Source organism: Corallococcus sp. AB038B (assembly GCF_003668955.1).
GTDB lineage: Bacteria > Myxococcota > Myxococcia > Myxococcales > Myxococcaceae > Corallococcus > Corallococcus exiguus.
Genome location: NZ_RAWO01000007.1, coordinates 241,772 through 267,303, shown reverse-complemented (window position 1 = coordinate 267,303; position 25,532 = coordinate 241,772). Strand labels below are relative to the sequence as shown.

The 25,532-nt window shown below is 70.5% G+C and carries 18 protein-coding genes; 13 read left to right on the top strand and 5 right to left on the bottom strand.

The window, feature by feature from the left end; all coding sequences use genetic code 11:
- The first annotated feature begins 70 nt into the window (after positions 1-70).
- From D7Y04_RS26540 to D7Y04_RS26505, 8 genes are all read left to right on the top strand, one after another.
- Positions 71-973 (top strand): zinc metalloprotease, encoded by a 903-nt coding sequence (locus D7Y04_RS26540; protein ID WP_120598187.1) that lies wholly within the window; start codon positions 71-73, stop codon positions 971-973.
- A 229-nt stretch (positions 974-1,202) separates the two neighbouring features.
- Positions 1,203-2,105, top strand: a complete 903-nt coding sequence (locus D7Y04_RS26535) for a zinc metalloprotease (protein WP_120598188.1) — start codon at positions 1,203-1,205, stop codon at positions 2,103-2,105.
- Between the two features lie 156 nt (positions 2,106-2,261).
- Complete coding sequence (locus tag D7Y04_RS26530) at positions 2,262-3,425, top strand: alanine--glyoxylate aminotransferase family protein (protein ID WP_121761076.1); 1,164 nt, start codon at positions 2,262-2,264, stop codon at positions 3,423-3,425.
- Between the two features lie 274 nt (positions 3,426-3,699).
- Positions 3,700-4,329, top strand: coding sequence for a DUF2378 family protein (locus D7Y04_RS26525; protein WP_121761075.1), 630 nt, complete (start codon positions 3,700-3,702; stop codon positions 4,327-4,329).
- 230 nt (positions 4,330-4,559) lie between these two features.
- Complete coding sequence (locus tag D7Y04_RS46590; RefSeq protein ID WP_121761074.1) at positions 4,560-6,188, top strand: ATP-binding protein; 1,629 nt, start codon at positions 4,560-4,562, stop codon at positions 6,186-6,188.
- Positions 6,185-6,562, top strand: a complete 378-nt coding sequence (locus tag D7Y04_RS26515; RefSeq protein ID WP_120598192.1) for a response regulator — start codon at positions 6,185-6,187, stop codon at positions 6,560-6,562. Before D7Y04_RS46590 ends, D7Y04_RS26515 begins: the two co-directional genes overlap by 4 nt.
- Positions 6,563-6,670: 108 nt before the next feature.
- Positions 6,671-8,833 (top strand): cation:proton antiporter, encoded by a 2,163-nt coding sequence (locus D7Y04_RS26510; RefSeq protein ID WP_121761073.1) that lies wholly within the window; start codon positions 6,671-6,673, stop codon positions 8,831-8,833.
- A gap of 5 nt (positions 8,834-8,838) precedes the next feature.
- A complete protein-coding gene (locus D7Y04_RS26505) occupies positions 8,839-9,657 on the top strand; it encodes a helix-turn-helix domain-containing protein (RefSeq protein ID WP_120598194.1) in 819 nt (272 codons plus the stop codon).
- Positions 9,658-9,680: 23 nt separating this feature from the next.
- Here the strand turns inward: D7Y04_RS26505 and D7Y04_RS26500 are convergent, their stop codons facing one another.
- Positions 9,681-10,433 (bottom strand): GNAT family N-acetyltransferase, encoded by a 753-nt coding sequence (locus D7Y04_RS26500; RefSeq protein WP_121761072.1) that lies wholly within the window; start codon positions 10,431-10,433, stop codon positions 9,681-9,683.
- A 113-nt stretch (positions 10,434-10,546) separates the two neighbouring features.
- Here D7Y04_RS26500 and D7Y04_RS26495 point away from each other — a divergent pair, with 113 nt between their 5' ends.
- Together D7Y04_RS26495 and gyrB are read left to right on the top strand one after the other, a co-directional pair.
- The gene (locus D7Y04_RS26495) at positions 10,547-11,002 is read left to right on the top strand and encodes a hypothetical protein (protein WP_120598196.1); all 456 of its coding nucleotides are present in this window, start codon (positions 10,547-10,549) and stop codon (positions 11,000-11,002) included.
- 122 nt (positions 11,003-11,124) lie between these two features.
- Positions 11,125-13,581, top strand: a complete 2,457-nt coding sequence (gyrB, locus tag D7Y04_RS26490; RefSeq protein ID WP_121761071.1) for a DNA topoisomerase (ATP-hydrolyzing) subunit B — start codon at positions 11,125-11,127, stop codon at positions 13,579-13,581.
- 166 nt (positions 13,582-13,747) lie between these two features.
- Here gyrB and D7Y04_RS26485 read toward each other — a convergent pair whose 3' ends face one another.
- Positions 13,748-14,305 carry a hypothetical protein gene (locus tag D7Y04_RS26485; RefSeq protein WP_120579791.1) on the bottom strand — a complete coding sequence of 186 codons (558 nt, stop codon included), beginning with the start codon at positions 14,303-14,305 and terminating at the stop codon, positions 13,748-13,750.
- A gap of 149 nt (positions 14,306-14,454) precedes the next feature.
- Entirely contained in the window at positions 14,455-17,277 is a 2,823-nt protein-coding gene (locus D7Y04_RS26480) for a serine/threonine-protein kinase (RefSeq protein WP_121761070.1), read from the bottom strand.
- 335 nt (positions 17,278-17,612) lie between these two features.
- Between D7Y04_RS26480 and D7Y04_RS26475 the strand changes: the two genes are divergently transcribed.
- From D7Y04_RS26475 to D7Y04_RS26465, 3 genes are all read left to right on the top strand, one after another.
- A complete protein-coding gene (locus D7Y04_RS26475; RefSeq protein ID WP_121761069.1) occupies positions 17,613-18,974 on the top strand; it encodes a hypothetical protein in 1,362 nt (453 codons plus the stop codon).
- Positions 18,971-20,092, top strand: coding sequence for a metallophosphoesterase (locus D7Y04_RS26470; RefSeq protein ID WP_233601586.1), 1,122 nt, complete (start codon positions 18,971-18,973; stop codon positions 20,090-20,092). The genes D7Y04_RS26475 and D7Y04_RS26470 overlap by 4 nt, the downstream gene beginning before the upstream one ends.
- Positions 20,093-20,229: 137 nt before the next feature.
- Positions 20,230-20,724: a hypothetical protein gene (locus tag D7Y04_RS26465; protein WP_121761068.1), complete on the top strand. Its 495-nt coding sequence runs from the start codon at positions 20,230-20,232 to the stop codon at positions 20,722-20,724.
- A gap of 70 nt (positions 20,725-20,794) precedes the next feature.
- On the opposite strand, the gene D7Y04_RS26460 is transcribed toward D7Y04_RS26465, so the two are convergent.
- Together D7Y04_RS26460 and D7Y04_RS26455 are read right to left on the bottom strand one after the other, a co-directional pair.
- On the bottom strand, positions 20,795-22,168 hold the full coding sequence (locus D7Y04_RS26460) for a hypothetical protein (RefSeq protein ID WP_121761067.1): 1,374 nt from the start codon (positions 22,166-22,168) through the stop codon (positions 20,795-20,797).
- A 31-nt stretch (positions 22,169-22,199) separates the two neighbouring features.
- Complete coding sequence (locus D7Y04_RS26455) at positions 22,200-25,394, bottom strand: TonB-dependent receptor domain-containing protein (RefSeq protein WP_121761066.1); 3,195 nt, start codon at positions 25,392-25,394, stop codon at positions 22,200-22,202.
- Positions 25,395-25,532: the final 138 nt, after the last annotated feature.

Here is a 25,532-nt window from a genome sequence, read left to right as displayed (position 1 = left end):
CGTGGATTGACTCTGGAGTCACTAAAATCGTATTCCAGCTCCCCCCTACTTTTCGAGGAGTTGGGAAACCATGCTTCGTCACGTCGCGCAGCGCAGTGGCCGTTTCGCCGTTGTCGTTGGCACCCTGATGTCCCTGGTGGGCTGTAACAACAATGCCCCGACCACCGAGGAGCAGACTCCCGCTCCCGCGGAGGAGACCACCAACGCCCAGGCCATCCCGCACCGTGGCTGTGCGACCGTCGAGCCGTCGGCCGACGAGAAGCTGGAGATCGAGGCCGCGATCGCGGGCCACGTGTCGGCCAAGCGCGCGGTGGGCTCCGTGAACGTGCCCGTCTACTTCCACGTCATCCGCAAGGGCACGGGCCTCGCCAACGGCGACATCCCGGACTCGCAGATCACCTCGCAGATGAACGTGCTGAACGCGGCGTACGCCAACACCCCGTTCAAGTTCACGCTGGCCGGCACGGACCGCACGACCAACGCGACCTGGTACACGGTGACGCCGGGCAGCTCCGCCGAGACGAACATGAAGAACACCCTGCGCAAGGGTGGCAAGGAGTCGCTCAACCTCTACACCGCGAACATTGGCGGTGGCCTGCTGGGCTGGGCGACCTTCCCCTCCAGCTACACCAGCCAGCCGAAGAAGGACGGCGTGGTCATCCTCTACACCAGCGTCCCCGGCGGCACGGCGACCCCGTACAACCTGGGCGACACGGGCACGCACGAGGTCGGCCACTGGCTGGGCCTGTACCACACGTTCCAGGGCGGCTGCGCCAGCCCGGGCGACTCCGTCAGCGACACGCCGCCGGAGGCCTCGCCCGCGTACGGCTGCCCCGCCGGCCGTGACACCTGCTCCGGTGGCGGCGCGGACCCCATCTACAACTTCATGGACTACACGGACGACAGCTGCATGAACCAGTTCACCGCTGGCCAGATCACCCGCGCGGACAGCCTGACCCTGACGTACCGCTAGAAATAAACAGCGCGGCTGTGGCCGATGTGACGACGCCGGGGTCTCCGTTCAGGGGGCTCCGGCGTTTTCCATTTTTCGGGACGAAACACAGACAGGCCGTCTCCCGGCCCTGTGACGCTTGGTCTGTCTTGGGTGTTTTACCGCGAGTACATTTTTATCGCGCCATTTGACTTGCGCTGTTTCATCCGCGTATCAATGTTTCACCCATTTTCTGAGGAGTTGGGAAACGATGCTTCGTCACGTCGCGCAGCGTGGTGGTCGTCTCGTGGTTGTCTTTGGCACCTTGATGTCCCTGGCGGGCTGCAGCAGCAACGCCCCGACCACTGAGGAGCAGACCCCGGCTCCCGCGGAGGAGACCACCAACACTCAGGCCATCCCGCACCGTGGCTGCGCGACCATCGAGCCGTCGGCCGACGAGAAGCTGGAGATCGAGGCGGCGCTGGCGAACCGCGTGTCGGCCAAGCGCGCCGTGGGCTCCGTCAACGTTCCCGTCTACTTCCACGTCATCAACAAGGGCACGGGGCTCGCCAACGGCGACGTTCCGGACTCGCAGATCACCGCGCAGATGAACGTGCTGAACGCGGCGTACGCCAGCACCCCGTTCAAGTTCACGCTGGCCGGCACGGACCGCACCACGAACACCCAGTGGTTCGCGCTGGGTTCGGGCTCCGCCGCGGAGAAGAAGATGAAGCAGGCCCTGCGCAAGGGCGGCCCGGAGTCGCTGAACATCTACACCGCCAACCTCAAGGGCGGCCTGCTGGGCTGGGCGACCTTCCCCTCCAGCTACAGCAGCCAGCCGAAGATGGACGGCGTGGTGATGCTCTACAGCAGCGTCCCCGGCGGCACGGCTGTCCCCTACAACGAGGGCGACACGGCCACGCACGAGGTCGGCCACTGGCTGGGCCTGTACCACACGTTCCAGGGCGGCTGCACCGCCACGGGCGACTCCGTCAGCGACACGCCCCCGGAGGCCTCGGCCGCGTTTGGCTGCCCCGCCGGCCGTGACACCTGCGCGGGTGGTGGCGCGGACCCCATCTACAACTTCATGGACTACACGGACGACAACTGCATGAACCAGTTCACCGCCGGCCAGGTGACCCGCGCGGACAGCCTGACCGCGACGTACCGCTAGTCCACACCTTCGCTTCCTGAAGTCCATGACGCCGGAGTCCCCGCCGCAGGGGCTCCGGCGTCTGTGTTTCCAGCGTGGACAACCCGGGCCCGCGCTGGCCACAGTGGGGGACCGCCCTTCGGCTGTCCGGAGGGGGCCTTCAGGAGGAGTGGCGCCGTGAGAGACCTGTTGATGATTCCCGGGCCGGTGGACGTGGACGCGGACGTGTTGCAGGCGATGTCCGGGCCGGTGCCCGGGCACCTGGACGCGGGCTTCATCGCCACCTTCGGCCGGGCCCTCAAGCGCCTGCGCGAGGTGTCGCTCGCCCCCGGCGCGCAGCCCTTCGTCGTCTCTGGCAGCGGCACGCTGGCCATGGAGCTCGCCGTGGCCAACCTCATCGAGCCCGGTGACCGCGCGCTGGTGGTGAACACCGGCTACTTCAGCGACCGCATGGCCCACATCCTGGAGCGCCACGGCGCGAAGGTGACGCACGTGCGCGCGGCCGGCGTGGGCAGCGCCCCGGAGGTGGCCCAGGTGGAGGCGGAGCTGCGCGGCGGCGGCTTCAAGCTGATGACCGTCACGCACGTGGACACCTCCACCGCGGTGCTCGCGCCCGTGGAGCCGCTGGTGAAGGCCGCGCGCCAGTACGGCGTCCTGGCCGTGGTGGACGGCGTGTGCGCCACCGCCGGTGAGGCCTTCCAGCAGGACGCGTGGGGCGCGGACGTGTACCTCACCGCCAGCCAGAAGGCGGTGGGTGTGCCGCCGGGCCTGGCGCTCCTCACCGTGAGTCCCCGCGCCATCGCCGCGTGGAAGGCGCGCAAGACGCCCGTCGCCAGCGTGTACGCGGACTGGGCGGAGTGGCTTCCGGTGATGGAGGCCTACGAGGCCGGCAAGCCCGCCTACTTCGCCACCCCGCCCACGTCCCTGGTGTGCGCGCTGGAGGTCAGCCTGGGACAGATCCTGGCGGAGGGCATGGAGGCCCGCTTCGAGCGCCACCGCCGCATGGCCCGCGCCTTCCGCGCCGCCTGGAGCGCGCTGGGCCTGCGGCTCGTGCCCACCTCGGAAGGAGTGGCCGCCAACACCCTGAGCGCCGTGTACTACCCGGACGGCGTGGACGCGTCGCTCGTGGGCCGCGTGAAGGCGCAGGGCGTGGCCATCGCCGGCGGCCTCCACCCGGAAATCAAGACGCGCTACTTCCGCGTGGGCCACATGAACCGCGTCAGCGCCGGGGACGTGCTCGTCACCGTGGGCGCCATCGAGCGCGCCCTCCACGCCGCCGGTCACCGCGCGTTCGCCCCCGGAACCGCCGTCGCGGCCGCACAATCCGCGCTCTCCGGGTAAGACCCGGAGTGAGGGGTTTGGCCCCCATCTGTTTCTCAGTGTATAGGAAAGCCCATCCGCACTCCTATTAGAATTGTGTAATCCCGGAGATAATGGCAGGTACTTCCTGTCTTACTGGGATTTCTTGCCGCTCTGATGGAATTGTGTGATTGGGCTGCACGGTGTGAGCGGGGCGTGGGCCCCGGCACCTGTGAGGGGGAAGGGCTGCGCTGGCGGATGGACCCACGAAACGGGGGGGCCGATTCCAGCGCCTGAAGTGGAAGTGGAGGTCGGTATGGATCGCGGACCGGTGGAAGGTTCGACGAAGGCGGCGGGCTGGGTGCAGGAGCCTGCGGCGTGGCACCTGGTGGAGCGGTGCCTGGCCGCGACCCCGGAAGACGGGGCGCGCGGGATGTTCTTCCAGGGCGTGGTGGGCGTGGTGAACTTCCTCCAGGGCGAAGAGGCCGGAGCGAAGTGCCTCGCGGCGTCCGGGCTGAGGGAGCTGAACGCCGAGGAGCTGTACCCGGTGGCGCGCTTCCTGGAGATGTCCGCCGAGGCGACGCGAATCCTGCGCCCCCAACTGGGCGACTGGGAGCAGGCGTTGCGGTACATCGGGACGCAGGCCACGGTGGACTTCCTGGCCTCCATGTTCGGCCGGGACCTGATGCAGGCCGCCGCCGGCAACCCCTGGCGGATGCTCCAGCACATGGCCGAGGGCTACCGCGTCGCGGTGAGCTACGGCGAGCGCAGCGTCCTCTGGACGGGAGACCACAGCGCCCGCTTCGTGATGCGCCGGGACTTCATGCCCGCGCCGTACCACGAGGGCGTGCTCCAGGCCGCCCTGGAGGCCGTGGGCGCCCAGGACGTCCAGGTGCATGGGCGGCAGCTGTCCCTGCTCGATACCGAGTACGACGTTTCCTGGTAATCCGGGGCTGTTGCACCCTCGTGGGGTGGAGCGCTGGCGTGGGACGTTCACCAGCCAGCGCTCGGTGCTGAACGTCCGCCATTTCTCCCGATGGCGTGACAGGGAGGGCCACTAGCATGTGGTGAAAGAGGCCCACACCCTACGGGAGGAGCAACGCGAATGGATGCAGCACGAGGCTCCCGGCCGAAGGGGCGAGGTCAGTCCCCTGGGCTGATGGGTGGGGCCCGGGCATGACGCCCTTCCGGCTGTTGCTCGTGGAGGACAGCGTCAACGACGCGGCGCTGGTGACGGCGGAGCTGGAGCAGGCGGGCTACCTGCCCACGGCCCGGCGCGTGGAGACGCTGGAGGCGCTGCGCGAAGCACTGGCCACTGGACCCTGGGACCTGGTGCTGTGTGACTACCGGCTGCCGAGCTTCAACGCGCTGGACGTGCTGTCGCTCCTGCACTCGCAGGGGCGGGACGTGCCCCTCATCGTCCTGTCCAGCCAGCTGAGCGAGGACCAGGCGGTCACGCTGATGAAGGCGGGCGCGCGCGACTGCTTCTCCAAGGACCGGATGGCCCGGCTGGGCCCGGCGGTGGCGCGCGAACTGGAAGAGACGCGCGTGCGGCGCGAGCGCACGCGGGCGGAGGTGGACCGCGACATCCTGGCCAAGGCCAGTGAGCTGCTCACCGGCCCCCTGGAGCAGGCGGCGCGGTTGGATCAGCTGGTGCAGTTGATGGTGCCCCGGGTGGTGGACTGGTGCGCCTTCTTCCTCCAGGACCCGGACCAGGGCGGCCTGCGGCTGGTGGCGCTGGCGCACCCGGACGCGGAGCGGCGCGCCCATGCCTGGAAGCTGGACCAGCGCTTCCCGCTGGACCCCCAGGCCGCCGCAGGCCCCGCGTACGTGCTGCGCACCGGCCAGCCGGAGTTCATGCCGGACGTGCGCAAGCGCCCGGAGCCCATCACCCGGGACGTTGCGCACCAGCGCGCCATCGAGGGGCTGGGGCTGCGCTCGGTGGTGAACGTGGCCCTGCCCGGCAACGATGGCCGGCTGGGCGTGCTGTCCATGGGCACGCTGGGCGAGCGCACGCTCGCGCCGGTGGACCTGTCGCTGGCGCAGGAGCTGGCGCGCAGGACGGGGCTGGTGCTGGAGAACGCGCGGCTCTTCCAGGAGGCCCGTGAGGCGGTGCGCCTGCGCGACGAGTTCCTCACCGTGGCCGCGCACGAGCTGCGCACGCCGCTCACCACGCTGCGGCTGCAGCTGGGCACGCTGTTGCAGCGCACGGAGGCGCACCGCCTGGAGCCGGACGTGGTGACGCGCCTGGAGCGCAGCGTGCGCCAGGTGCGCCGGCTGGGCACGCTGGTGGAGGGCCTCCTGGACGTGTCGCAGCTGTCCAGCGGCGAGCTGTCGCTCATGCCCGAGCGCTTCGACCTGGAGGAGCTGGTCTCCGAAGTGCTGGACCGCTACCAGGCGGAGGCCCGCGCGGCCGGGTGCGAGCTGCGCCAGTCGCCTCGCCGCGGACTCTGGGGGACGTGGGACCGGCTCCGCGTGGACCAGGCCGTGGCGGCGTTGATATCCAACGCGCTCAAGTTCGGTCCGGGACGGCCGGTGGAGGTGGACGTGGGGCGGGAAGGGAGCTTCGCGCGCATCCAGGTGCGCGACCGGGGCATCGGCGTGCCCGTGGATCAGGTGGAGCGCATCTTCGAGCGCTTCGGCCGCGCGGTCAGCTCGCATTCGTATGGAGGCCTGGGCCTGGGGCTCTACCTCGCCCGCCGCGCCGCGGAGGCGCACGGCGGACGGGCCTGGGCGGAGCCCGCCGCGGGAGAGGGCGCGCGCTTCACGTTGGAGCTGCCGCTGGAGAAGGAGACGCGCGAGTGAGTCGGCCGGTGTTGGTGGTGGATGACGACACGGACCTGCGGGAGGCGCTGGAGGAAGTGCTGCGCGACGCGGGCTACACCGTCTTCGGAGCGGGCAACGGGCTGCAGGCGCTGGAGGTGCTCCGCCGGGAGCCGGTGATACCGTCGCTGGTCCTGCTGGACATGATGATGCCGGTGATGGACGGCGCGACCTTCGGCCGGCAGATGCGCCAGGTGGAGGCGTGGCGGGACATCCCCGTGCTCGTCTTCTCCGCCTCCGCCAACGCGCGCCAGGTCGCGGAGGAGATGGGCGCCTGCGGCTACCTGCGCAAGCCGGTGGACGTGGAGACGCTCCTCAAGGCCGTGGCGGCCAACAAGGCCTCCGAAGCCTCCTGACACTCCGGGTGTGTCTTCTCGCGCGGGCGGCCCTGCTCGCGCGTGTTGACGCTGCGCGCGACGCCTTGGTAAGTGCATCCTTAACACTTTCCCAGCGAGGCCTGTCCGATGAATCCCCACATGCTCGCCCAGCTCCTGGTCCAGCTCATCGTCATCATCGCGGTGTCCCGGCTCATTGGCCGGGGCGCTCGTTGGCTGGGGCAGCCCCTGGTCATCGCGGAGGTGGTGGCGGGCATCGCGCTGGGCCCGTCACTCCTGGGCTGGCTGGCTCCGGGCGCCATGCACTGGCTGTTCCCTCCGGAGTCCATGCCGTTCCTGAAGATGCTGGCCGAGGTCGGCCTGGTGCTCTTCATGTTCCTCATCGGCCTGGAGCTGGACCCCAAGCTGTTGAAGGGGCGGGGGCACGCGTCGGTGGCCATCAGCCACTCCAGCATCGTCGTCCCGTTCGCGCTGGGCGCGGCGGCGGGCGCGCTGTGGCTGTACAAGTCGCTGTCCAGCCCGGACGTGCCGTTCTCCTCGTTCGTGCTGTTCATGGGCGTGTCCATGAGCATCACGGCCTTCCCGGTGCTGGCGCGCATCCTCACGGAGCGCGGGCTGATGCAGTCGAAGCTGGGCGCCATCGCCATCGCGTGCGCGGCGGTGGACGACGTGACGGCGTGGTGCATCCTGGCGTTCGTGGTGTCGCTGGTGCGCGCGTCGGACCTGGCGCACGCGGGGCTCACCACGCTGTTCGCGCTGCTCTACATCGCCTTCATGCTGCTGCTGGTGAAGCCGTTCCTCGCCCGGCTGGGCGCGCGCGTGGCCAACCGCGAGGGGCTCACCCAGAACGTGGTGGCCATCACCCTGGTTCTGCTGCTCGGCTCCGCGTGGACCACCGAGTACATCGGCATCCACTCGCTCTTCGGCGCCTTCATGTTCGGCGCGGTGATTCCCAAGGAGGGCGGGCTGGCGGTGGCGCTGGCGGAGAAGCTGGAGGACGTGGCCGTCGTGTTGCTGTTGCCCGTGTTCTTCGCCTTCAGCGGCCTGCGCACGCAACTGGGCCTGCTGGCCACTCCGGAGGCGTGGCTCACGTGCGGCGTCATCATCGTCCTGGCGTGCCTGGGCAAGTTCGGCGGCAGCGCGGTGGCCGCGCGCCTCACGGGCCTGCGGTGGCGGGAGGCGGGCGCCATCGGCATCCTGATGAACACGCGTGGCCTGATGGAGCTCATCGTGCTCAACCTGGGCCTGGACCTGGGCGTCATCTCGCCCACGCTCTTCACGATGATGGTCATCATGGCGCTGGTCACGACCTTCATGACCACGCCGTTCCTGCGCCTGCTGTATTCGCCGGAGGAGCAGGCGCGCGATCAGCTGCTGGGCGCGCCGGAGCCGGCGCTGCCCCCGTCCGCGTACACGGTGCTGCTGTGCGTGTCGCACGGGCAGGCCGGTCCGGGCATGGCGGTGCTGTCTCGCGCGCTGTCGGGCGAGCGCAACGAGGCGAACCTCTACGCGCTGCACTTGTTGTCCCCGGAGCGCTCGCTCAAGGCCCGCGGGGAGTCGCTGGACCCCACGGCCGCGTCCAGCGGAGCGCTGGCGCCCCTGGTGGGCCGCGCGGAGAAGCTGGGGCTGTCCGTGCGCACGCTGTCGTTCGTGTCGTCGGAGCCCGCGCGGGACATCTGCCGCACGGCGCAGGCGAAGCGCGCGGACCTGGTGCTGCTGGGCTGGCACAAGCCGCTCTTCAGCCAGACGGTGCTGGGCGGCACGGTGCACGAGGTGATGCAGGAGGCGGGCGGCACGGTGGCGGTGCTGGTGGACCGCGGCCTGTCGCAGGTGCGCCGGGTGCTGGTGCCCTTCGTGGGCAGCCGGCATGACCGGGCGGCGCTGGGCCTGGCGCGGCGGCTGGTGAAGCAGGCCGGCGCGGAGGTGACGGTGCTGCACGTGACCTCTCCCGAGGGCTCGGGCGCGGGCCGCGCGCAGGTGGAGGAGCTGTTCCCCGCGGACGAGGGCGCCTCCGTGAAGCTGAAGGTGGTGCGCCACGCGTCGCCGGAAGAGGCAGCGCTGGAAGAAGCGAAGGCGGGTTACGACCTCGTGGTGGTGGGCCTGGGGACCGAATGGGGCCTGGAAGACCGGTTGTTCGGCGTTCAGCGCGAGCGAATCGTGCGCGACGCGCCCGCCTCGCTGCTGCTCGTGCGTCACCCGGAGGGGGCGACGGTGCTGGCCCAGACTCCGGAGCAGGCCCGGACGCAGGGCGCGACTCCAGAGGCGGCGCAGCCGCTGAGCGCGCGGAGCTGACCGCCATGCACCTGGGTGCCACGCTGCGTCTCCTTCGGGTGGACGCGGGGTTGTCCCTGCGCGACCTGGCGCGCCGCATCGGCGTGTCCAGCGCGTACCTGAGCCGCGTGGAGAACGGCGTGGACGCGCCGCCCACGCAGGAGCGGCTGACGGCCATCGCCCGGGAGCTGGACGTGCCCCCAGGGCTGCTGATGGACGTGGCCAACCGGGTGAGCCCGTACGTGGCGGGCTACCTGGAGGATGTGCCCGCCGCGGGGACGCTGATGCTGGACATCGCGCGCCGCAAGCTCACCGGCGCGCAGCTGGCGCGCGTGCGGGCCTTCCTGGACGCGGAGTTCCCCCTGCGCGAGGTGCGCGGCAACGAACCCGTGCCCCCGCTGGGGCCGCTCCTGAGCGCGGAGCGGGTGGTGTTGCAGCTCTCCTGCGGGGACTACGAGGACGCGCTGGACGTGGCGGCCGGACGGCTGGCGGCGGCCCTGCCCGGCGTGGACGGGGCGGCGCTCGCGGAGGGCCTGCGCCAGCGCGAGGGCACGGCCCCGTCCCAGGTGGGCAACGGCGTGGCGGTGCCGCACGCGTTCGTGCCCGGCGCGGCCCCGGTGGCTGCGCTGGTGACGCTGGCCCGGCCCCTGAAGGTGGACGCGCCGGACGGCCAGCCCCTGCGGCTGGTGGTGGCGCTGGTGGACGGCCACGTGGGCCGCGCGCGGCTGATGCGGCTGGCGCACGTGGCCCGGCTCGCGGGGCGCGGCCTGGCGGACCGGCTCCATGGCCTGGAGGAACCCCAGCGGGTGCTGGAGACGCTGGAGGAGCTGGAAACGCTGCGCTGAATCCGGGCGCCTTCAACCCGCCTTCACCGCCCCTGGGGCACCCAGTGCTCCCAGGGGCCCAGGTCGCGGTAGCCCAGGTGGCGGTACACGCGGATGCCCGCCGGGGTGGACTGGAGCACCGTCGCGGTGCACCCGCGCTTGCGGGCCTCCGAGATGATTCCGCGCATCACCGCCGACGCGAGCCCCAACCCCCGGGCCTCCGGGTGGGTGGCCACCAGGTACACGCCCGCCGTGTCCGCCACGTCCACCGCCAACCCGCAGGACAGCGCCCGGCCGTGCTCGCGCGCCACCACGGTGTGCACCGGCAGGCGGGGCGGCCGCTGCCACACGGAGAGGATGTCCCGCCACTCCGTGCCGTAGGTCTGGACGTTGATCTCCACCAGGTCGTCCATGTCCTCCACGGGCTCCACCGGCACCCCGGGCGCCGCGTCCGGCAGCTCCTTCAGCCAGGCCCCCATGGCCACCACGGTGAAGTCCGGCCGGTAGCCCGCGGCGCCCAGCACCCGCGTCGCGTCCCGCTGCCCCGGCGTCAGGGTGACCCGCCAGCGGGACAGTCCATGCCCCCGGTAGAAGTCCGTGATGGCCGGCAGCGCGTCCGCCAGCGCGTCCGCGTCCGTGAAGAGGACCTGCTGGAAGTGCGCGTCCTGGTAGCCAGGCAGCGCGAACGCGTCCACGCCGGGGAGGTGCAGGTGGCGCAGCGGGCCGCGCTCGGCCTGGAGGCGTTTGAAGGCGATGAGGTTGGTGTGCAGGCGCAGGGTGAGTTCGGCATCCGTCATGCGTGCCGGCCAGCCTATGCGCGGGGACGACGGCCAAAGAACAGCCCCGGAGGAAAGGACGCGCACACCGTGCGCCAGGGGGTTAGGTTTCCATCCCTTTTGGGCCCGCCACCATGACCCCGCGCTTCTTCTCGTTCGATCCACGTCCCACCCGAATCGCCCTCATCCTGGGCGCGTGCTTCCTGGCGGTCCTCACCGCCTGGGCCCTGGCGGACTACCGGGGCGGCGGGGGGCTGATCGCCATGGCGCGGGCGGGCATCAGCGCGGGCCTGATGCTGACCTTCCTCGTCTCCGTCCACCGCCTGCGCCCCCGCGCGCAGTGGGGCATCACCCTGGACGCCGCGGGTGTGCGGGTGGCCCGGCCCTTCAGCGGCCAGCCGCTGGAGTTGCACTGGGGACAGATTGATTCCGTGCGCCGGGTCGGCCGCAAAGGGAGCGTGCTGGGCCTGTTCCTCAAGGAACAGGGAAGGGTGCTCGTCACGAGACATCTTTTCGCCCGCAAGGCTGTTTATGAAGAGTTGATCACGGCGCTGGAGGACCGCCTCCCGCCCTCGCGTTTTGACGCCTGATTCATGAATCTTTCCGCAGCCTTGCGTGGGCTCCCAGAGCTTGTTCGGGATGCCCGGTGGTGGTAGGCACAACGGGCTTGAGCCCTGTCGCAACGGCAGCCTTTCCCAAGGACACGCTTCACATGGAAAAGACCCCCGCTACCGGTGTCGCGCCGGCCGCGCCGCCCGCCGATTATGGGACGGACGCCATCACCAAGCTCGAAGGGCTGGAGGCCGTCCGCAAGCGCCCCGGCATGTACATCGGCGACACGATGACCTACGGGCTCCACAAGCTCGTCTACGAGGTCGTCGACAACTCCGTGGACGAGGCCCTGGCCGGCCACTGCACGGACATCGACGTGATCATCCACGTGGACGGTTCGCTCAGCGTCCAGGACAACGGCCGCGGCATCCCCGTGGGCCCGCACCCCGACCCCAAGTTCAAGGGCAAGGACACGCTGGAGGTCGTCCTCACGGAGTTGCACGCCGGCAGCAAGTTCGGCAACGGCGCGTACAAGGTGTCCGGCGGCCTGCACGGCGTGGGCGTCACCTGCGTGAACTTCCTGTCGGAGTGGTTCAAGGTCCGCGTCCAGCGCGCCGGCAAGGTCTACGAACAGTCCTACGCGCGCGGTGTGGCCAACGGTTCGCCCCAGGAAGCGGGCACCACGGACAAGGTCGGCACGACCATCCATTTCAAGCCGGACTCCATGGTGATGGAGACGGTGGACTTCAACTTCGAGACGCTCAGCCAGCGCCTGCGCGAGCTCGCGTTCCTCAACGCGGGCCTGCACATCACCATCCGCGACGAGCGCACCCAGAAGGAGCACGACTTCAAGTTCGACGGCGGCATCTCCTCCTTCGTGGAGTACCTCAACAAGGCGAAGGAAGCGCTGCACGACAAGCCCGTCTACATCAAGTCGGAGCGCGAGGGCGTGTCGCTGGAAATCGCCATGCAGTGGAACGATGGCTACGACGAGCGCATCTTCACCTTCGCCAACAACATCAACACCCACGAGGGTGGCAGCCACCTGTCCGGCTTCAAGGCCGCGCTCACGCGCACGCTCAACAGCTACGCGGAGAAGGGCAGTCTCTGGAAGGACCTGAAGGAGACGCCCACGGGTGAGGACGCGCGTGAAGGCCTGTCCGCCGTCATCTCCGTGAAGCTCTCCAACCCCCAGTTCGAGGGTCAGACGAAGACGAAGCTGGGCAACAGCGAGGTGAAGGGCCTGGTCGAGCAGATGGTGAATGATCAGCTCGCCAGCTTCCTGGAGGAGAACCCGCCGCTGGCCAAGAAGGTCGTGGTGAAGATTGGCGACGCGTGCCGCGCCCGCCTCGCCGCGCGCAAGGCCCGTGAGACGGTGCGCCGCAAGGGCGTGCTGGACGGTGGAGGCCTTCCCGGAAAGCTCGCGGACTGTCAGAGCCGCGACCCGCACGAGAGCGAGCTGTACATCGTGGAGGGTGACTCCGCAGGTGGCTCCGCGAAGCAGGGCCGGGACCGGCGCAACCAGGCCATCCTCCCGCTGCGCGGCAAGATCCTGAACGTGGAGAAGGCGCGCTTCGAGAAGATGCTGACCAGCGCCGAAATCGTCACGCTCATCACCGCGCTGGGCACGGGCATCGGGGCGGAGGACTACGACCCGGAGAAGGCGCGCTACCACCGCATCATCCTGATGACGGACGCAGACGTGGACGGCAGCCACATCCGCACGCTGCTGCTCACGTTCTTCTACCGGCAGATGCGCGAGCTCATCGACCGGGGCTACGTCTACATCGCGCAGCCGCCGCTCTACAAAGTCACGCGCAACAAGAAGGACAGCTACGTCAAGGACGAGCGCGCCCTCAACGAGTACCTCCTGAAGATCGCCGCGGAGCACTGCCGGGTGAAGACGCCGGCCGGTGAGCTGGGCGGCAGCGACTTCAAGGCGCTGCTGGAGAAGGTCATCACCTACGAGGAGCGGCTGGAGAAGCAGGCCAAGCGCCGCGACGCGCGCATCGTGGACGCGCTGGTGCAGGCCACCCGTCTGCGTTCGGAGACGCTCGCGGACGGGGCGGCGGTGGAGGCGGAGCTCGTCACCATGCGCGACTACTGCCAGCGGCGCATGCCGGAGGTGATGGGCCGGCTGTCCACGCGGCTGGAGCAGGACGCGGAGCACCAGGAGGCAAAACGGCTGGTGGTGACGACGGACGTGAACGGCTCCATGCGCGAGTCCGTCTTCGACCAGGCCTACCTGTCCTCGCCGGAGTACCTGGAGCTCGTCGCCCTGCGCGAGGCCTTCAGCTCGCTGGGCAAGGCGCCCTACCTCGTCCAGGTGGACGCGGGCGAGGTGTCGGCGTTCTCCGTGCAGGAGGTGCTGGCCGCGGTCCGCAAGGACGCGCAGAAGGGCCTGGGCCTGCAGCGCTACAAGGGTCTGGGCGAGATGAACCCGGAGCAGCTCTGGGAGACGACCATGGACCCCACCCGCCGCACGCTGCTCCAGGTGCGCGTGGAGGACATGGTGGAGAGCGACGAAATCTTCTCGCTGCTCATGGGTGAAGCGGTGGAGCCGCGCCGCGAGTTCATCGAGCGCAACGCGCTGGACGTGCAGAACCTGGACATCTGAGGTTCGGCGCACGCAGTGCCATGTAGCTCCAAGTCGTCACACCAGGCCGGGCCCCGGGGACAAAGACCCGTGGGCCCGGTGCCGTTTTCGGCTCCGCGCCCACGTGCCCTTCCCATCCTTTTCGAGCCGGGCCGCGGAAGTGACGCACGGCGGCCCCCGTGAGCCCTTACGGAAGGAACCTGGCAACCAGTGACCAGCGCGAGGACGCCCCCGCGCGCATGTTGAGGATGGCGGTGATGCCGATGACGCCCGCCATGGCGGCGAGGTTCGCGATGCCGCCTACGTCCAGCGCCCGCATCGTCTTCGCGGCCTTCTCCGGCGTGCTCGCGGTGGGTGTGAGGCCCGTCTCCACCGGGACGGCGCCCTCGGGGGCCTGCTTCGCCAGGTAAGCCCCGCCGAAGACGTTGGCCGCGCCCAGCGCCACGGTGGCGCCCAGCAGCACGTCCTTCGCGATGACCAGCCCGCGCGTGGTGCGGTCGATCTCCCGGCCCGTCAGCCGCGAGCGGCCCACCAGCCAGGTGATGGCCGCCAGGCCCACGGACGCGGCGTTGACGATGTTGAAGCCGTTCCACGCGGCGTTCACCACCTGTCCCCGCTCCGCGTGGGAGCCAATCACCTTCACGGCGGGGTTGAGCGCCACCTTGCCGAAGAGCGAACCGCCGAACCCCACGGCGAGCCCCAGGTTGTGCAGCACCAGGCCGGTGGAGGACAGGACAGGCATCATGAACGGACTCCAGAAGAGAAGAAGTGGATGTCCGTCAGGGTAGGCACTGCCCTTTCGCGCGGGACTCGCGCGTCAGGGGGGCACTGGGGAGTGGATGCGACGCCCGCCTGCTGGACGTGCACCCGGGCGTGGGCCCGGGTGCCTGCCCGCTACCGCTCGGAGCGCTTGGCGCCGCGCAGCGCCTCCGCGCGTTCCTTGCGGGACATGTTCGTCACGTCGACGATGTCGAAGTCGAGCGCGCCCTGGTTGTCCCCCAGCTGCAGGTCGGGGAAGAGGCAGCGCATGTCCTCCACGCCGGACACCTGGTAGCGCTTGCCCGTCTCGAAGAGGCGGTGCGAGCTGCGCACGGACTCGGCCTTGGGGCCCTTCTCCACGCACAGCACCGTGTGCACGCGGCCATTGGTGCCGGAGCGCACCTCCGCGAAGTCGTCGCGCACGGTGAAGGCGTAGGTGGACTTGGGGTTGAGGCCGCGCAGGTGCATCTGGTGCTGGGGCTTCACAACCAGGGCGTTCTTCTCCGGCTCGAACAGCACGGAGCGGGGCGGGATGTACGCGGACTGCCGCAGGTGCACGCGGATGGAGCCGCGGTTGTCCTCGAGGCCGGTGTCGTCCAGGGCGAAGAAGTGGAGCTTCTTCGCGCCCTTGAGGGTGCGCGGCGCGCTGCTGATGAAGCCCACGGTGTTGTCCGCCGGCAGGTCGCCTTCCGCGTAGTAGACGAGCGTGCCGGACGCGGTGCCGTCGCCGTCCGCGAATGCCGCGCTGCCCTCGGTCCACACGGAGTACGCGGCGCCGGGCGACACGTCGATGGTGGCCGTGGGGTACTCCGGCAACGGCAGCCCGTTGTACATGGGGCGCAGCACCAGCAGGCGCGTGGGGTAGTCCGCGCGCCGCATGTCACGGTCCTTGTCGTTCGCCAGCGGGTCGGCGGCGGACTCGGTCCCCGCGTCCGTGGCCGCCAGGCCTCCGTCCAGTTCCAGGGAGGTGCCCGCGTCCTCGCCAGCATTGACCGCGGCGACGACGGCGCCCGTGCCCGCGTCCGGGGCCTCGGCGCCCGCGTCGAGCTTGTTGGAGGTGGGAATCTCCGACGCCATCTGGCTGGTGCCGGGCGCCACCTCCAGCTCCGCCTTGACGTGGACCTCCGCCTGGTTGGGCGTGAAGCGCCGCGTCCAGGCGCGGTAGCCCGGTTTGGTGACGACGATGGTGTGGGACGTCCGTTGATCCGCGCCGATGATGCGGCTGGGCGTGTTCCCCACCGGCCGGCCATTGACGACGACGGAGGCCCCCTCCGGCTTGGAGGTGATCCACAGGACGACGGGCTCGTTGGAGACGTCGCCCTCCTCGGCCGGGGACAGGAAGTGGATCAACAGGCCGATGACGAGCAGCACGCCGGTGATGCCGAACACGAGCATGCTCAGCTGGCGCACCTGCTTCGTGCGCTTGCCCTCGCGCTCGGCGGCCTCGGCGGCCAGCTTGTCGCGCGCGTCGTCCGCCGTGGTGCGGGCGCGCGGGGCCTGCTTCTCCTCGGGCTCGGGCGGCTCAGGCGGCCGCGGCGATTCCGGCGCGATGGCCGTCTCCACCGGCGTGTCATGCGGCGCGGCCAGCGTGGGCAGCGCCCGGGGCATCGCCGTGGGCTCCGTGCCACCGTCGGTGTCCGGCTCGGCGGCAAGCTCGGGCGGCAGGGGGCGGCGGCCGGTGCCGGTGTTTTCGCGGGTGCCTCCTGGCGTCGTCACGCGGCGCACGCCGGTGGTGCTCCTGCGCACGGCGGTGGCCTGGGTGGCCGAGCGGCGCGGGGCGCCATCCGTGGAGGGGCGCAGGCCGGGCGAGCTGCCGGAGGCGCGCACGCCGGGGCTGGAGGGCCGCGCCACGCCCGGGCTGGACGGGCGGGACACGCCGGGGCTGCCGGGGGTGGGCGACCGGCCGTTGCTGGACGGCATCCGCGCGCGGCCCTGGGACGGCTCCGACGACGGCGACTGCCACGCGGCCAGCTGCTCCTTGAAGCCGGGCGGCAGCTCCACCTTGCGTCCCTCGGCGGCCAGCTCCTCCGCGAAGAGGTACGTCATGAGCTGGCTCAGCATCGTGGGCGTGAAGCGCGGCGTGTCCCGGTAGAGCAGCTCCACCGCGGACTCGCTCAGGTCCTTCGCCGTCTGGTAGCGGGCCTCGCGGTCCACCGCCATGGCGTGCGCGACGATGGTCTCCAGGTCCTCGCCAATGGCCGGGTTGACGGCGGACGGGGGCAGACAGTCGCCCTGGATGATGCGGGGCAGCACGGTGACGAACTCGCCCTCGAAGGGGCGCCGGCCGCAGAGCATCTCGTAGAGGACGATGCCCGCCGCGTACACGTCCGTGCGCGCGTCCAGGTCCTGCCGCCCCTGCGCCTGCTCCGGGGAGAAGTAGGGGTACTTGCCCTTGAGCGTGCCCGGCGACGTCCGGGCCTCCACGACGCTCGTGGCCTTGGCGATGCCGAAGTCGATGACCTTGACCTCGCCCTCGTAGGAGATGAGGACGTTGTCCGGGGACACGTCGCGGTGGACCAGGCCCAGCAGCTGGCCGTCCTCGCCCACGTGGCGGTGCGCGTAGTCCAAGCCCTCGCACAGCTTGCCGGCGATGTGCAGCGCCAGCGGCTGCGGGAAGAACCCGATGCCCGCGCGCGACGCGCGCCGCAGCACCTTCGACAGGGGCTGGCCGTGCACCAGCTCCATGGCGATGAAGTACTGCCCGTCCACCTCACCGAAGTCGAAGACCTGCGCGATGTTTCCGTGCGTCAGGCCCGCCACGAGGCGCGCCTCGCCGATGAACATCTCCACGAAGTCGTGGTCGTCCACGAAGTGCGGGAGGATCTGCTTGATGACGCAGGGCTTGGTGACGCCCATCGCGCCCGTCATACGCGCGCGGTAGGTGACCGCCATGCCTCCCGCGGCAAGCTTGGAGACCAGGACGTACTTGCCGAATTGCTGGGGACTGGGTTCTGCCACGGGCGGGGAGGCGAGGCCGGGTTTGGGGAAGCCCCAGCATACTCGCCTTCCACCGAAAGTCCCGACCGCGCTCGCATGGCATGCGAAGATTTCGCTCCGGGTGCTGTCCGGCCAGGAGCGGGCGTCCTGGTGGGTCGGAACGGCCCTCGGGCGTGACGCGATGTCCCAGGTGGGTGGGAGGGGGGGCGTGAGGCGGACTGTTGCGCCGGTTCACACTTCTTCACGCTGCTTCGTTCAGCGCATTCCGGGGGCGGGGTTATCACCTGCGCCATTCCGGGCTTCGGCCCGGGGTGGGAGGGGTGGAAGGCCGCTCCCAGGGAAGCGAGACGACGGTCATGGGGCATGGGCGCCCGGTGTGGAGTGCGCGAGCCACCTTCGCGGTGGTGCTGGGGCTTTGGCTGGTCTCGGGGCCCGCGCGGGCGCAGGACGGCGGCGGCTGGCTGTCCGCCTTCGAGCTGCTGGCGGGCGGTCCCGAGCTGGGCGGGAGTGACATCCCCCGGGACGTGCCGAAGCGCCGGGGTTCGGACGCGTCGGTGGTGCCGCCAGAGGTGATGGCCCGGGTGCTGACGGAGGAGGGGCCCCGGCCGGTGCCCACGGCGTCCGCGGCGGAGTCCGGCCCGGTGGTGGCACCGGAATCTCCGGGTGCGATGGAAGGCGGCCGGGTGTCGGAGCCGCGCGTGCGCCTGACGGACGACGCGCCGAGGCCGCCGTTCAAGGCGCTGCCGGTGGCGGTCGCGGTGGTGCCGGGGTTGCTGCTGCACGGGTTGGGTGCGTGGACGGCGGGGGATTCCGCGACGGCGCGGGGCCTGTTCGCGGCGGAGGCGACGGGGCTGGGGTTGATTGCCGCGGGGTTGGTGCCCATCGCGTTGACGGGCGCGTCGCGCAAGACCATCGGGCCGCTGTACGCGGTGACGCTGACGGGGGCGGGGGTGTTCTCGCTGTCGATGCTGGCGAACCTGTACGCGGTGACGTCGCCGGCGTTCGACCCGGGGCAGGTGCCGGACACGCTGCCGCCGCTGGAGTTCGACCTGGGCTACCAGTACGTGCACGACGCGACGGCGGACTACCGGAACTTCTTCGCGCTGGGCGCGGTGGCGCGCCTGTCGAAGGTGCGGCTCCAGGCGTCCGCGCGGTTGGCGCCGGACGAGGGCAACACGTTGATCCGCGCGGGCGCGGCCTACCGGTTGTGGGGCGCGCCGGAGCGGACGCCGGGGTTGGGGGACGGGACGTCGTTGGACGTGGAGGGCATCGCGACCTACCACCGCTACCCGACGGAGGGCTTCACGCTGGGAGGCGGAGAGGTGGGGCTCAAGGGCCGCTACGCGATGGAGCGCTTCGGGCCGCGCTTCGCGGGCTCGTTCGTGGAGGGCGGCCTGGGGCTGTCATTCCAGGGCTACAGCTATCCGGGGCGCGTGGACGACGACAACCTGTACGGCCAGCTGCTCTACACGTTCGGCTACGGCGTGTGGCTGGGGCGGGGCGGGCCGCTGAGGGGCGAGGCGGTGCTCTTCTACGACCACCGCAAGGACGGACTGGTGGGAGGGCTGCGAGGCCGGGGCGGCGGGATGATTGGGTCGTTCGGTCTGAAGGGGCGCGTGCTGGTGACGGAGCGCTGGGGCGTGGCGGCGGAGGCGCAGGCGGGTGGCGCGCTGATGGGGCGGGTGTCGCTGGTGTACGCGGTGGGAGGTGACACGTGAGCGGAGGACTTCGTGCACTGGGCGCGGTGGGCCTGACGGCGGCGCTGTTGACGGCGGGCTGCGTGCGCCCCAGCGAGGACCGCGCGGTGCGGGACACGCGCGTGGGCCAGGCGGAAGCGGACGCGCTGACGGTGGAGGTGGAGGGCGGGCTCGCGTCGGTGCGGACGCTGGCGTCGGGGACGCTGGAGCTGTGGGGGCAGGCGCCGGTGTTCACCACGAAAGTCACCGCGGGCTCGGATGCGCGGACGGACTGGCTGTTCATGGTGCACAACGCGATGCCGGACGCGGTGCTGGACGCCGTGGACGAAGCGGGCACGCCGCTGACGGTGGTGGCGATGCCGGACGCGCACCCGACGGTGAAGGCGTGGCGCGTGGCCCTGCGGCCGGGGACGTCGATGCGGCTGACGGTGGCTCCGCCGGACTGGGACACGCGCGAGCCGTTCCGGTTCGCGGCGCTGGCGGACGTGCAGGAGGCGCTGTCGAAGGTGGGGGACGTCTACGCGCGGCTGAACCAGGACCCCACGTTGCGCTTCATCTTCTTCGCGGGGGACCTGACGGAGTACGGGACGCGAGAGCAGTTGGAGGAGTTCCAGCAGCGGCTGGAGGCGGGCTCGCGGATTCCCCTGTTCGCGACGCTGGGCAACCACGAGACCTTCACGGACGACGCGCGCGAGTACCAGCGGCTGGTGGGCCGGGGCAGCCAGCACTTCACCTTCCATGGCGTGCACTTCAGCCTGGTGGATTCCGGCAGTAGCACGGTGGATCCGATGGTGGAGGAGGCGCTGGACGGTTGGTTGGAGGAGGCGCGCGACGCGGTGCACGTGGTGGCGATGCACATCCCTCCGTTGGATCCGATTGGAGTCCGGGGTGGAGGCTTCGCGGTGCGCAACGAGGCGGCGGGGTTGGTGGGGAAGATGGCGCGGGCGGGGGTGGACCTGACGCTCTACGGCCACATCCACAGCTACTATTCGTTCTCGAACGCGGGCATCCCGGCGTACATCTCCGGAGGGGGCGGGGCGATTCCGGAGCGTTTCGACGGGGTGGGCCGGCACTTCCTGGCGGTGGACGTGGATCCGTCGGCGGGTGTGCGAGAGGTGGGGCTGGTGCGGGTGGATTGATCAGCGCCAGAGCCCTTGGGGCCTTGACGGTGGCTGCGGGGCCGACTTTCCGGCCGGTTAGAAGACCCCCTTGAAAGGGCACTGAACATCTGGGCAGATAGGCGGCGTTCAACGACGCCTTGTGAGGAGGCCTGTCCATGTTCGAAACCCCCGAGAACGATTCCATCTCCCCCGCGCTGCGCGCGCTGCTCGAGCTGTTCGCCACGGACCTGGCGGACGTGAAGTTCCCGGACGTGGACACCGCGGTGTTGGGCGAGTCCGCGGCCCACGTGCGTGAGAAGGCGGAAGCCGTGGCCCGGGCGCAGGCGGCGCTGGACGCGGCGAGGCACGCCCTGAACGAGAGCCAGGAGTCGCTGCTCCAGAAGGGTCAGCGCGCGTTGGCCTACGCGAAGGTGTTCGCGGAGGACGACGGAGAGCTGGGAGCGAAGCTGGAGGCCATCCACCTGCCGCGTCCGGTGCGCAAGGCGGGCCAGGCCCAGATGGAGCCGGTGGGCGCGGCGCCGGGCAACGACGACAACGCCCCGCGCCGCCGCGGCCGTCCCCCCAAGCTGCGCCCGGTGGCCAACCTCTTCACCGACGGCAACGGGCCGGACGGCGCGCAGGACGAGGCTGTCGCAACGCTTCAGTCGTAGCCCGCGATAAAGAAGACCGCGTGCCCCCGTACGGCGTTCCGGGAGCACGCGGTCCATGTTCACCGAAGGGCTAGTTCTTCGGGAACGAGGTCCAGCCGGCCAGCCAGTTGGTGGTGCCCACCGCGCCGACGAAGCGCGCGCTGGTGTCGAAGCCCGCGCCCGGGGTGGCCGCGTTGTCCGGGTTCAGCGCCGGGGAGCCCGTCGCCGGGGTGAAGTTCGGGGCGTCCAGGTTCAGCGCCGCCGTCAGCTGCGGATCCAGGACCTTGTTGCTCAGGCCCGTGGCCAGCACCTTCTCCGCCTCCGCGAACTTGCTCACATCCGGGTCCGTCACCGCGCCCGACGCGTCCTTCTTCGGGTTCGGCGCGTTCGGGATGGAGACCGTGTCACCCTTGTTGGACCAGAAGAACGTGTTCTGGATGGAGAGCTCCGGGGTGGCCGCGTTCCACAGCGCCGCGGAGGCCGTGCCGTCCACGTCGACCGCCGAGTCCGCGAAGTTCGCCACGATGACGTTGCGCAGCAGGCCGCCCGCGCCCGTGTTGAACACCAGGCCCTCCTGCGCCGGCGTCGTGCCCGCCGCACGGCCAGAGCCGATGAACGTCGCGTTCCAGATCTCCGGCACCGTGTGCGGCTGCGCGCCGTTGTCGTTCTTGTTCCCGGACGCCTCGATGCCGCGGTTGCCCACGACCGCGTTCTGCTGCACCACCAGGAACTGCACCTTGCCGCGCCAGCCCAGGTCGTAGTCCAGGCCGTCGTCGTCCGGCTGGCTGATGACGATGTGCTTCAGGCCCGCCGTGCCACCGAACATCTCCACGCCGTCGTCGGCGCCCTTGTGCACCTGCACGTAGTCGATGTCCGTCGACGTGCCGCACGCGCCCGTCGTCAGGCCGTTGAGCTCGTTGTCCTCGGCCAGCTCGTAGCCCGCGAACTCGATGCGCGCGTACTTCAGCTTGCCGCAGTCGTGCGCGTCGTCCTGACCGCCGTACTTGGTGCGGGTGTCACCGCTGGTGGCGAAGAAACCCTCGATGGTGTTCTCGCCGCCGGCCACGTTGATCTTCGCCTTGCCCAGCAGCACCACGCCGCCCCAGTCACCGGCCGCGCGCGTGCCCACCGCCTGCGAGCTGGTGAAGACGATGGGCTTCTCCGCCGTGCCCACCGCGTTGATCTTCGCTTCACGCGTGATGACCAGCGCGCTGCCCGTGTCGCCCTTGACGGTGACGCCCGGCTCGATGGTGAGCGTGCCGCTCTCCACGAACACGTAGTCCTTCAGGGTGTACGTCGTGCCGGCCTTCCACGTCGTGTCGCCCTGGATGCTGCCCTTCACGTCCTGCTCGGTGGCCTGCGGGTCACCGCCGCCGTCCGGAGTGTTGTTGGGCTCGTCGTCGCCGCAGCCGGAGAGCAGCGCGATGCTGGAGAGGGTGAGGACGGAGGCAAAGAGGCTCTTCATGTCGGTGCGTCCTTTCAGGGAATGGGAGGAACTACAGGGCCCAGCCGAGCGACGCGGTGAACGCCACGCCGGGCTTGTACGTCTGCACCGTCACGTCCCCCTGGCGGAGGGTGACGGATGCGTTGAGGAGGTTCGCGGCGGTCAGCTTCAGCTGCGTCGCGCCGAGCTTCTGGGTGAGGCTGATGTCCACGCGGTGGAAGGGCCGCTCGTACACGTCCGGCAGGCCCTGCACGCCGACCTCGCTGATGCGCTGGCCGTACACGTTGTAGAGCACCGCCACTTCGGTGCCGCTCTCCGGCCGCTCGTAGCCCACGTTCACGTTGACCACGTAGGGGGACTGGCCCTGGAGCGGACGGTCCTTGTTCGTCTGCGCGCCCAGCGCGGAGTCACCCAGGTCCACCTGCGACTGGATGAGCGTCAGGTTCGCGCCCACGCGCACCGGACGCAGCGAGGGGCTGAAGCGCGCCAGCGACGTGCGCGCCTCCAGCTCCACGCCGTAGCTGTCCGCGCCCGCCGCGTTCTCGAAGCCCAGGTCGCCCGAGTCCGGGTTGCGGATGACGCGCTCGATGGGGTTCTGGAAGCGCTTGTAGAAGGCGCTCGCGGCCAGCACGTCGTTCTCGCCCACGAACCACTCGGCGCGGAGGTCCACGTTGTGGATGCGCGTCTCCAGCAGGTCGGGGTTGCCGGACACGTTCCGGCGGCGCACGAAGTCGAAGAAGATGAAGGGCGCCAGCTCGCGGAAGGTGGGACGCGCCAGCGTGTAGCTGTAGCCCGCGCGCAGATTCACCTCAGGAGACAGCGCGTAGGTCGCGTTGAGCGACGGCAGCACGTCCAGGTAGTTCTGGTCCGCGCCGCCGGAGTCGCTCTCCACGCCGGTGAACGGGTCCTTGAGCGTCAGCTGCTGGTTGGACGCCTCCAGGCGCACGCCGCCCACCAGGCGCAGCGGATCCACGGGCTTGTAGTCCGCGGACACATAGCCGGCGTAGACGCCCAGGAAGGCATTGTAGGCGTCATCCGCGCGCGTCGTCTCACGCACGGTGATGGAGGTGCCCACGTTGTCCGGCGAGAAGAGCTGCTCGGGGGACTGGGTGCGGTCCACCGGCTCGTCGGTGAGCAGGTAGCGGAAGCGGCGCGCGTTGAAGTTGCGGAAGGACACCTGGGTGAGACCGCCCACCTTCAGGCGGAAGTCGGAGCTGAAGGGCAGGGTGAGGTTGAGGCTGCCACCGGTGGACGTCTCGCCCAGCTCCGCGAAGAAGCGCTCGCCGCTGTTGGGCTGGTTGGGGAAGGACAGCTGCGCGTCCGGGTTGTTGAGGGCGGCGCTGTAGAGCGTGTCGCGCGTGTCCGGCTCGTCGCGGTCCACGCGGGAGATGTTGGCCTGCCAGTCCACTTCGGAGTCACCCAGCAGCCCCAGGCGGTGGAAGCCGCGCAGCTGCGTGAAGGACAGCGCGCGGGTGATGAACTGGAGGCGGGTGCTGGCGTAGGAGTCACCGCGCACGTTGTTGTTGCCGTTGGCGGTGTACGTGCGCGTGTCGGTGCCGCGCGTGTAGAGGCTGAAGAGGGTCAGCTCGTTGTCGCGGTCGAACTGGTAGCCCAGGCTGGCCAGGCCGCTGAGGTTCGCGGTGGAGAAGCCCTGCGTGGTGCGCGCCACGTCCTGGGAGATGAGGCTTCCGGACTCGTCGCGGGCGGCGCGGGCGAAGTCACCCGTCTGCACGCCGTCGCGGTGGCCGTAGTTGACGGTGGCCAGGTAGCCCAGGCGCTGGTTGCCGAAGCGCAGCGTGTCACCCAGGGACGCGCCCAGGCCCATGTTGGGGACGGCGCGCGTGGTGCGGCGCTCCCAGACGTTGGTGAAGCTCTCCCACTGGCTCTCCAACTGCTGCGCTGACTCGCCGCCCGCGCCCAGGCGGTGGTCGCGGGGGAGCGCGTCCGGCAGGGCGCGGTCGGAGGAGGCGAAGCCCAGTGTCTCTCCGAAGCCGCCCTGCGCCTGCGAGTTGCGCTCGCGGAAGGTGGTGACGGTGTCGCCGCCCAGGGTGAGGCGCGGCTTGAACTCGAACTGGGAGGGGTAGGTGTTGGTCTCGATGAGCAGCGTGCCGCCGCCGAAGGTGCCCGGCAGGTCCGACGTGTAGCTCTTCACCACGTTGAGGTTGGCGAGCAGGCTGGTGGGGAACAGGTCCAGCGGCACGCTGGGCTCGTCCGGCTCCGGGCTGGGCAGCAGCGCGCCGTTGAGGAGCGTGGTGGCGTAGCGACCACCCAGGCCGCGCAGCAGCACGTAGCGGCCGTCCACCACCGTGGCGCTGACCACGCGCTTCACGGCGTCACCGGCGCTGGAGTCCGGCGTGCGGGCGATTTCCTGCGCGCTGATGGCGTCGGAGACGGCGGCGGCCTTCTTGCGGTCCTGGAGCAGGGCGCCTTCCGCGCGGCGGTCGGAGCGGGCCTCGACGACGACCTCCTGCACCGCGCCCACGTCAGCGCTGAGCGCGACGTCCAGCTTCGTGGCCTTGCCCTTCGTGACGATGACGCCCGTGATGCGGCGGCCCTGGTACACGTCGTAGAAGGCGCGCAGGTCGTACTTGCCCGGCGGCAGCGCGAGCCGGTAGTTGCCGTCCAGGTCCGTGAGGGCCTGCTTGTCGGCGCCCGTCACGACCTTCACGGTGGCCTCGATGAGGCCTTCACCGTTGGCCTCGTCCGTCAGCCGGCCGTAGATGCCGGTGAAGCCCGGAGGCGGCGCGGCGGACTCCGCCAGGGCCTCATCACCCATGGCGGCCTCGTCGGAGGCCGTGGCCTCGTCGGAAGGAGTGGCACCGTCGGCCGGCGTCTCGGACTGCGCGGCGGCCGGAGCCGAAGGATCCACGGGCTGACCGGCCTGCGACGGCGTGAGGTTGCCGGGCTGGCCGGCCTGCACGGGCGCGTTTCCCGGCTGCGCGGCCTGCGACGGATCCGCGTTGCCGGGCTGCGCGGGGAGCGGATTCGCGGCGCTGCCGGGCTGCGTGCCCAGGGACGGCGCGGGGCTGGTGGGCAGCGCTCCGTCCGGCTGCGACGGGGCGGAAGGGGCCGGCGGGGTGCCCGGCGCAGGAGGAGTCTCTCCGGCCGGCTGCTGGCCCGGGGAGGCGGAGGGCGAAGGCGCGGCGGGCGCGGAGGATTCCGCACCGGGCGCCTGCGCGAAGGCAGGCAGGGTGATGAGCACGAGTGACGCGACGAAGGCGCGCACGAAGCTTGTACGAGACAACACGGCTCTCCTTGCCGACAGCGACGCGCACTCAACGCGACGCCCGTGGCATTGGGATGAAGGGTTTGTGACGTCTGTGGCGGTGGCGGGAAAACTCGGCGTCACGAACCGCGCGCGGCTTCATGAGCCGCGCGCGGGGCG

What these genes read in the sequence shown, in the direction of transcription:
- D7Y04_RS46590 (WP_121761074.1), top strand. Translation starts at nt 4,560, where the DNA reads ATGACGCCCTTCCGGCTGTTGCTCGTGGAGGACAGCGTCAACGACGCG.
- D7Y04_RS26535 (WP_120598188.1), top strand. Translation starts at nt 1,203, where the DNA reads ATGCTTCGTCACGTCGCGCAGCGTGGTGGTCGTCTCGTGGTTGTCTTT.
- D7Y04_RS26465 (WP_121761068.1), top strand. Translation starts at nt 20,230, where the DNA reads ATGTTCGAAACCCCCGAGAACGATTCCATCTCCCCCGCGCTGCGCGCG.
- D7Y04_RS26475 (WP_121761069.1), top strand. Translation starts at nt 17,613, where the DNA reads ATGGGGCATGGGCGCCCGGTGTGGAGTGCGCGAGCCACCTTCGCGGTG.
- D7Y04_RS26485 (WP_120579791.1), bottom strand. Translation starts at nt 14,305, where the DNA reads ATGATGCCTGTCCTGTCCTCCACCGGCCTGGTGCTGCACAACCTGGGG.
- D7Y04_RS26460 (WP_121761067.1), bottom strand. Translation starts at nt 22,168, where the DNA reads ATGAAGAGCCTCTTTGCCTCCGTCCTCACCCTCTCCAGCATCGCGCTG.
- D7Y04_RS26540 (WP_120598187.1), top strand. Translation starts at nt 71, where the DNA reads ATGCTTCGTCACGTCGCGCAGCGCAGTGGCCGTTTCGCCGTTGTCGTT.
- D7Y04_RS26525 (WP_121761075.1), top strand. Translation starts at nt 3,700, where the DNA reads ATGGATCGCGGACCGGTGGAAGGTTCGACGAAGGCGGCGGGCTGGGTG.
- D7Y04_RS26505 (WP_120598194.1), top strand. Translation starts at nt 8,839, where the DNA reads ATGCACCTGGGTGCCACGCTGCGTCTCCTTCGGGTGGACGCGGGGTTG.
- D7Y04_RS26510 (WP_121761073.1), top strand. Translation starts at nt 6,671, where the DNA reads ATGAATCCCCACATGCTCGCCCAGCTCCTGGTCCAGCTCATCGTCATC.
- D7Y04_RS26495 (WP_120598196.1), top strand. Translation starts at nt 10,547, where the DNA reads ATGACCCCGCGCTTCTTCTCGTTCGATCCACGTCCCACCCGAATCGCC.
- gyrB (WP_121761071.1), top strand. Translation starts at nt 11,125, where the DNA reads ATGGAAAAGACCCCCGCTACCGGTGTCGCGCCGGCCGCGCCGCCCGCC.
- D7Y04_RS26500 (WP_121761072.1), bottom strand. Translation starts at nt 10,433, where the DNA reads ATGACGGATGCCGAACTCACCCTGCGCCTGCACACCAACCTCATCGCC.